This is a genomic window from Streptomyces sp. SM11, from assembly GCF_002910905.1.
GTDB lineage: Bacteria > Actinomycetota > Actinomycetes > Streptomycetales > Streptomycetaceae > Streptomyces.
The window spans coordinates 80,254-87,356 of the sequence record NZ_NEUE01000293.1; the positions used below are offsets into that span (position 1 = coordinate 80,254).

Annotated in this window: 8 protein-coding genes and 1 pseudogene; all 9 read left to right on the top strand. The window is 70.1% G+C overall.

Annotated features, from left to right (window positions below):
* Window positions 1–113: 113 nt before the first annotated feature.
* Window positions 114–797: a hypothetical protein gene (locus B9S58_RS32540; protein ID WP_103535483.1), complete on the top strand. Its 684-nt coding sequence runs from the start codon at window positions 114–116 to the stop codon at window positions 795–797.
* Between the two features lie 84 nt (window positions 798–881).
* Complete coding sequence (locus B9S58_RS32545; RefSeq protein ID WP_258045171.1) at window positions 882–2,627, top strand: immunity 49 family protein; 1,746 nt, start codon at window positions 882–884, stop codon at window positions 2,625–2,627.
* 70 nt (window positions 2,628–2,697) lie between these two features.
* Window positions 2,698–3,201 carry a GNAT family N-acetyltransferase gene (locus tag B9S58_RS32550; protein ID WP_103535484.1) on the top strand — a complete coding sequence of 168 codons (504 nt, stop codon included), beginning with the start codon at window positions 2,698–2,700 and terminating at the stop codon, window positions 3,199–3,201.
* Window positions 3,202–3,325: 124 nt separating this feature from the next.
* Window positions 3,326–3,844 carry a SigE family RNA polymerase sigma factor gene (locus B9S58_RS32555; protein WP_103535485.1) on the top strand — a complete coding sequence of 173 codons (519 nt, stop codon included), beginning with the start codon at window positions 3,326–3,328 and terminating at the stop codon, window positions 3,842–3,844.
* Window positions 3,837–4,436 (top strand): hypothetical protein, encoded by a 600-nt coding sequence (locus tag B9S58_RS32560; RefSeq protein WP_103535486.1) that lies wholly within the window; start codon window positions 3,837–3,839, stop codon window positions 4,434–4,436. The genes B9S58_RS32555 and B9S58_RS32560 overlap by 8 nt, the downstream gene beginning before the upstream one ends.
* A gap of 132 nt (window positions 4,437–4,568) precedes the next feature.
* Complete coding sequence (locus tag B9S58_RS32565) at window positions 4,569–5,099, top strand: hypothetical protein (RefSeq protein ID WP_103535487.1); 531 nt, start codon at window positions 4,569–4,571, stop codon at window positions 5,097–5,099.
* A 45-nt stretch (window positions 5,100–5,144) separates the two neighbouring features.
* Complete coding sequence (locus B9S58_RS32570; RefSeq protein WP_103535488.1) at window positions 5,145–5,741, top strand: hypothetical protein; 597 nt, start codon at window positions 5,145–5,147, stop codon at window positions 5,739–5,741.
* Between the two features lie 202 nt (window positions 5,742–5,943).
* Entirely contained in the window at window positions 5,944–6,237 is a 294-nt protein-coding gene (locus tag B9S58_RS32575) for a hypothetical protein (RefSeq protein WP_103535489.1), read from the top strand.
* Between the two features lie 547 nt (window positions 6,238–6,784).
* Window positions 6,785–7,103, top strand: a pseudogene (locus B9S58_RS32580) (hypothetical protein); the annotation flags it as partial.

The following is a 7,103-nucleotide window of genomic DNA, read 5'->3' on the forward strand; positions in this document are numbered from 1 at the left end:
CCCCCACCCACGCCCCCACCGGAAGTGAACCCCATGAACACATTCCCCTCCTTCCTCCAAGTCCCCCCACTCCGCCAGAAATCGCACCACTATCCCCAATGGAGAATACGAAGATGGCTACCCGCAGAGGTTTCATGACCGGCGCTTCCGGCATCGGCACCGCGGCCTTCCTGGGCTACGCAGCGACCCCGCAGGCAGCGGCGGCACCCGTCGGCGACGCGGCGAGCACGGCAACGGTCTCGCCGCGGCAGGCGAAGAACGCGCTCCTCGCCGTCAACGCAGGAATGCGCACCAACTACGCCGTGCTCAAGGCAGAACTGATCAAGCACCTGTCACCGGTGGTCGTCGTGCAGAACGACGCCAAGGTCGGCCGGTTCACACTGGTGACGGAGAGCGGCCAGGAAAGCGCCAACCCCGTGGCGGAGACGTTCGAACTGGCGAAGTCCATCGCCCACGTACCGCTCGGGATCTTCTCGGTGATCGCCTCGTACCTGGCGGACCACATCCCCAACTGCATGAACCCGGCGAAGGTCGCCACCCACCTGATCGACCTGCCGGGCCTGGAGAATCCGGCCGACCCGGTGTTCACGGCCCTCGACAACCTCGCCAGGATCGTGCAGGACAACGTGGCGGCGGAAATGGTGTTCCCCAAGGACACGAAGGTCGCGGACGCCCTCAAGGGCAGGGAGGACCTGCTCTCCGACGAGATCCTCATCCAGCTCGGCACCGGCCGCGCGGTGACGAAGTCCGCGCCGACGTACAACATGACGGCGGGTGCGGTGTGCCCGGTCAAGTAGTGACCGCGGTCGCGTGAGCGATGACTCCTCCTCCCGGGCGGCCGCACGCTCCGGGCGGAGGAGGCGCCTCAGTAGGGTTTCCGGGTGACCCAGGACAACAGCAACGCACCCGACGCCCATCTGCCCATGCTGACCGCCGACCGGGCCGGCCACCTGCGCCGCCTGGTGGCCGACGACCTGAGCGCGCGGGACGGTGCGCACCCCCGGGTCGAGGGATCGACAGCCGTACGCGAACGATCGACGCACAACCTCACCGTCCTGGCGCAGCGGTGCGGGACTTCGGAACGGGAGCACTGGCCGGCGCTGATAGCCCAGCACTTCACCTCCCTGGACACGGCCGCGCAGAGCGGCGAGAGTGCCGAGGACCTGCTGCGCCGGACGGTACTGCGCCTGCTGCCCGACAAGGCGCTGGCCACGGGCGAAGGATCCGGATACCGCTACGCCTGGCAGCCGGCCGAAGGACTGGTGACCGCGCTGGCCCTGGACGCCCCCGACTCCGTACGCATGCTCACCGACACGGACGTCGACCGCGCGGGCCTCGACGCACTGAAGGCGGCGGGCCGGACGAACCTGCTGGCCGAACCGGTGGAGCACGAGGAGATGCGTACGCCGTCGGGCGCACTCCTGCACTCGGTGTACGGCGACTCCCACTTCGTGGCGAGCAAGGCGCTCGTCCTGGGCGACCTGGCCCGCGCCCTCACGGGCCGCGACCTGCCGGAGGCCGGGGCGCTCGTCGTGGTCCCGACCCGGCACCTGCTGGCGTTCCACCCGATTGTCGACGCCACGGTGGTGGACGCGGTCAACGACCTGGGGATGTACGCCATGGGCGCGTACGAGGACGGGCCCGGCCCCCTCAACCCGCTGCTGTACTGGTGGCGACGGGACGGCCTGGTCTGCCTCACCTCGTTCGACGAGCAGACCCGCGCGATGGAGGTCACACCGCCGCAGGAGCTGATGGACCTGATGCGGAGGCTGCACGCGGCAGGCGAGCCCGGGACGAAGCCGTCCACCCCGGACGCCGCCCCCGACGTCGATCAACTGGAGACCACAGCAGCAACGTTCATATCCGGCCTCCCCCAGGACCCGGCCGCGCTCCCCGCCGCCTTCCGCTCGGCGACGGCCCACGCACTCGCCCGCTGCGCCAAGGACCCCGACGGGGCGAAGCTGGAGACCTGGGAGGCCTGGGTCACCGCGATGCAGCTCGGCGACGCCCTGTTCGCCACCGCCCTCCCCCAGGAGGGCCGGGCGGAATACCGCATCGGCGACCGTGTGATCGCCCTGCCCGCCACCGGCCCGTCCCCGCACACGAACGGCCGCGCCTGGCTGGACGCCTTCTGGTTCGCCCTCGTCTGCCGCGAGGGCGACCGCCTGTCCCGGCTGGCGCGGTTCCCCCTGGACGACCTGCGCCGCGCGGACCCGTCGCAGGACGCCTACCTGTTCCACTGGATCGACACCCTCCAGACCTACTGGAACGGGCAGTCCATGGACGACATCGTCCAGAAGCTCATCGCCACGATGGAGACGTCCGAGCCCAAGGTGGCGACGCGCACCGCACCCGAACTGCTCAACCTGGTCGACTACCAGCCCGCCGCCCTCTTCCACCGCCTCATCACCCGCAACCACGAGGCGTTCGCGGAGACCCTCACCGGAGCCGTGGCCCACCACGACCGCTACTGGGCCGGCTCACCGGACCCCCGCGGCCACGTGGCCCTCGGCCCCCTCGCCCTGGCCTGCCTGGCCCACGACGGGGACTTCCCCGTGGACGCGACGCTGCCGCGCCTGCCGAAGCACCTGATCAGCCGGGCGTGGTGCGGGGAGTTCCCGACCTGAGCGGCGGGAGGGGCGCCCGCTCGCGGAATCCACGGACGGACGCGTCGCCCGGGTGATAGATCTCCCTGACATGACCGATCTCGTGACCGCGCGACTCCTGCTGCACCCGCTGTCCGTCGGCGAGGCCGAGCAGCTGATGGCCAACGAGCCGGACGGCAGCGCCCGATGGGCACCGGGGTATCCCGCGGAAGGGGATGTGTCCGCAGCCGGACGCTTCCTGACCACGTGCGCGAGCTCCGGTGACCCCAGCCCGTTCGGCCCGTACGAGATCCGCCTCCGCGCGGACCGCCGGACGATCGGCGGCGTCGAATTCCACGGCACTCCGGACGAACACGGCAGCGTCACGATCGGCTACGGACTCATCCCGTCGGCCCAGGGCAAGGGTTACGCCTCCGAAGCTCTTCGCGCCCTGCTGTCGTTCGCGCGGTCCCGGGGCGTCGCCTCGGTGAAGGGCGACGCCGACCACGACAACACGGCGTCCCAGCACGTGATGACGGCGGCCGGCATGCGACCGGTCGGGGAGGACGAACGCGTCACGTACTTCGCCGTCTCCTGGACCTCCGACGCGATGTGAACCGGTGCGGCCCGGTCTCCGGGTGGTTGTCCATCCTTCACCGCAGATCCTTGCGTCGTACGAGTGCCGGCTGGCAGTGTTCGCACGACTGAACACGTAGGCGACCTCCAAAGACCAGGTGGGGATGGACGAGCAGGCGTTCGACGCCTTCTACGCCGGGAGCGTGGGTCGGCTCATCGGTCAGCTGTACGCCATGATCGGCGACCGCGCCGAAGCGCAGGACGTGGTCCAGGAAGCCTTCGTGCGGGCCTGGGAACGCCGGGCCGCGCTGGACAAGGACGGGGCGCCGGAGGCGTGGGTGCGTACCGTGGCCTACCGGCTGGCGGTCAGCCGGTGGCGGCGGGTGCGTACCTCCCTCACCTTCGCGAAGCGGCAGGGGCCGCCCCCGAACGTGCCGCCGCCGGACGATCACCATGTGCTGCTGGTGGCGGCGTTGAAGCAGATCCCCGCGGCACAGCGACGGGTCATCGTGCTCCACCACCTGTGCGACCTGGAAGTGAAGCAGGTCGCCGAGGAGACCAACTCCCCGGTGGGCACGGTCAAGGCGCAGCTGAGCCGGGGACGGGCTGCGCTGGCGAGGATTCTGGCCGATACTGAGCTGGATCCGCGGGCGGACCGGGTTTCGGAGGTGAAGCGTGGTTGACGAGACCAGCTTGGACGAGCGGCTCGCCGACCTTGCCACCGGGGGCCGGCAGGGGGCCGTGCCGATGGCCGCCGAGCTGATCCGGGCGCGTGGGGACCGGCGTCGGCGGCGCAAGCGGGCCGCTCGGGCGTCGGGCGGTGTGCTGCTGGCCGCCGCGGTGGCCGTGGGAGGTCTCTCGCTGGTCCGGGCCGGGCTGCCGGAGTCGGCGCCGCCCGCCGCGGATCCGAGCCCGTCCACGAGCGTGCCCCTGTTCGTGGCCCCGACGCCGGCACCGGGCGAGGAGTACGCGAGCGAACTCGGCTACGTGTACGACGCGGTGGTCCTGGACGGGGGCAGGGTCCGGGTCACCGTCCAACAGCTTCGTGACGAGAAGGGGACGGCCGTACCCACCGGCGTGGTCCATGAACTGACCCTGCCGGCGGTGACCCCGGTCGAGGTGGAGCGCCTGACCGGAGGGAAACCGGGAGACAAGCGGCTGGAGGACGTCGTGGACCGGCTGCGGGCCGGGCCGCAGTGGGTGTTCGCCCTCGACTACGACGGTGAGGGCCGGGTCCAGTCGCTGCGGGAAGCGCACTGGCTGTCCGTGCAGTGACGTCCGGGTCCGGCCGGACGGCGTTCGGCGCCGCTTGAAGAAAATGTTCCGGCCCGGATGCAACCCGGGGGGCGGTGTGGGGCGTAGAGACCGTGTAACCCGCCCGCACCGGCCTCCAGGAGTACGTCGACCATGCACGCTTCCCGCCGCCAGGCCACGTCGCGCCTGATCACCGCTGTCGTCCTCGGTGCCCTTGTCCTGACCGGCTGCGGCGGGACGACCGAGGCCCCCGCGGCTCCCTCCCCCGTGGCAGCGACGGCCTCCGCACCGGCCGCCGAGCCGGCCGACAAGGCACCCTTCGCCGGTACCAAGCAGTTCGTGACGATCGACAAGGCCTGGGCCGAGGACGGGCTGACCAAGCTGTCGGTGCGGCTCGCCGAGAAGAAGGTGAACACCCAGTTCGACACGTGGGAGATCATCCCCGGCACGGGGAAATTCGTCACGGTGACCATGGCGAAGGACGCCCGGGTGCTGCTGACCGTGCCGATGCGCGGCGACGACGTCCCGGGGGCCGGGCGCGCTGAACCCGTGTCGACCTCGCAGGCCGAGTTCGTCACCCTGCTGACGCAGCTGGACTCCCGGATCCGCGAAGGCGCCGGGGTCGACCTGAGCTTCGACGGAGAGGGCCGGGTCACCAAGTTGCAGTCGCTGTACAAGCCGTGATCCGGGTGTGCCGGGATCTGCCGATGACCGCAGCGGAGGTGGGGCATGGCCGATGAGACCGGCCTGGAGGGCCGGCTGGCCGACCTTGCCGTCTCGGGGCAGCGGTACGCCGTACCGCTGGCCGGGGAGCAGGTCCGAGCGCGCGGCGATCAGCGCCGTCGGCGCAAGCGGGCGGCTCGGGCGTCGGGCGGCGTGGTGATGGCGGCGGCTCTGGCCATGGGGGTCCTGTCGGTGGCCCGGCTCGGACCGGAGGCGGCACCGTCCGCCGCGAAACCGACAACAGCGGCGAGCGCCTCCCTGTTCGTGACCCCGACGCCCGCACCGGGGGAGGAATACGCCAGTGAACTCGGTTTCGTTTACGACGCTGTGGCACTGAAGGGAAATTCGGTTCGGGTCACCGTGGCGCAGGTCCGCGCCGAAAGGGGTGCTGTCACAGGCACCGGAGTGGTGCACAGAATGACCCTGAAACCGGAAACTCCGGTCGAAGTCAAACATGTAGCCGGCGGAGAAGCGGGAGACATGCGGGTAAACGAATTGGTGGACCGGCTGAGTGCCGGGCCGCAGTGGGTGTTCGCCATCGATTATGACAGCGAGGGCCGCACGGTGTCGCTTCGGGAAGCCTACTGGCTGACCGTCAAGTGAGCGCCGGAACAGGCAGAACAGACTTCCCCACGAGATACCGTCAGTCTTCTCGACTGCCGGGATCTTCCTCGTTCGGGGGCAGCGCGCTTGTGAAACTCGAAAGGACACCTCGGCGGCGGCCGGCACCGCCCCCTTCGCCGGCACCGAGCCGTTCGTCAACATCAGAAAGGCCCGGATCAGCAACGGACGCGCCTACCTGTCCGTGCGAACCGCCGAGAAGAAGATCAACACCCAGTTCGACACCTGGGAGATCAACCCGGGCACGGGCCCCTTCACGACGCTGCCCCTGGCCGAGAACAGCAAGGTGCTGCTGGCGGCCCCGGTCCGCGACCAGGTCGCCGGCACCAGCCGCGGCAAGCTGCTCCCGTACTCCCCCGCCGAGCTGGTCACCCTGATCGGCCGACTCGACCCCACGTTCTCCGACGGCATCGGGTACGACCTGGTCGTCGACGACGCGGGCCAGGTGACCAGCCTGACATCGCTGTTCAGGCCCTGACGGTGCCCCAGGCATCCGCGGCGGGGAGGGCGGGGACGGGGGGCATCTCCGGCGGGCGCTCGGCCCGCCAAAGGTTCCAACGAGAAACCCCATAGGGCCGTTGGAACTCATCTCGCAGCGTGCGAGGCCGCCCCCGTTTCACCGGCGAGGAATCTCCGCTCGATGTCCTGCTCCCACCGGGTCGTGCGCTGGTGCGACCCGGGACGTCCCCGTACAGCCCCGTACAGCCCCGTACAGCCCCGTACAGCCCCGTACAGCCCCGACCGGATCGTTCCCGACCGCGACCCGGTGAAGCGCGACATCAACTACTCAAAGAAACAAGAGAAACAACCCAACCCAACCCACTCCCGCCGGCCACCTGACGCACCCCGGAGGGCGCCTACGGGCGCCGTCACCCACACGGGTGAGGTTTGCCAACTCGGCTCGCTTTTGGCCCGGTTGCCCGGCATATGCTCGGGCCGACACCACACCGGACATACGTCGGCCCCCGACCGGGACTGCAATCCCAACCGAGGGCCTGACCATCAAGGAAGCGACACCTTCCCCAATGGATACCCAGCAGAATACTGCGCTCACCCGCGCCCTGGCGGAGATTCCCGGGCCTCTCCCGGCCCGAGGCGTGATCCACATCGAGATCCCGCACACCACCCGCTTCACCGTCGTCGGCAACCACCTCGCCCAGCACCCCGACCTCAGCTGCACCGCAGTCGGCATCGCCGTACGCATCCAGTCCCTGCCCCAAGGGACGAAAGTCGGCATCAAGGCACTCGCCGCCCACTGCCGGGAGGGCGAGAAGCGCATCGCCACCGCCCTGCGCGAACTGGAAGCCTTCGGCTACCTGCAACGCGTCCGCGACCGGCTGCCCA

What these genes read in the sequence shown, in the direction of transcription:
- B9S58_RS32540 (WP_103535483.1), top strand. Translation starts at nt 114, where the DNA reads ATGGCTACCCGCAGAGGTTTCATGACCGGCGCTTCCGGCATCGGCACC.
- B9S58_RS32550 (WP_103535484.1), top strand. Translation starts at nt 2,698, where the DNA reads ATGACCGATCTCGTGACCGCGCGACTCCTGCTGCACCCGCTGTCCGTC.
- B9S58_RS32555 (WP_103535485.1), top strand. Translation starts at nt 3,326, where the DNA reads ATGGACGAGCAGGCGTTCGACGCCTTCTACGCCGGGAGCGTGGGTCGG.
- B9S58_RS32565 (WP_103535487.1), top strand. Translation starts at nt 4,569, where the DNA reads ATGCACGCTTCCCGCCGCCAGGCCACGTCGCGCCTGATCACCGCTGTC.
- B9S58_RS32570 (WP_103535488.1), top strand. Translation starts at nt 5,145, where the DNA reads ATGGCCGATGAGACCGGCCTGGAGGGCCGGCTGGCCGACCTTGCCGTC.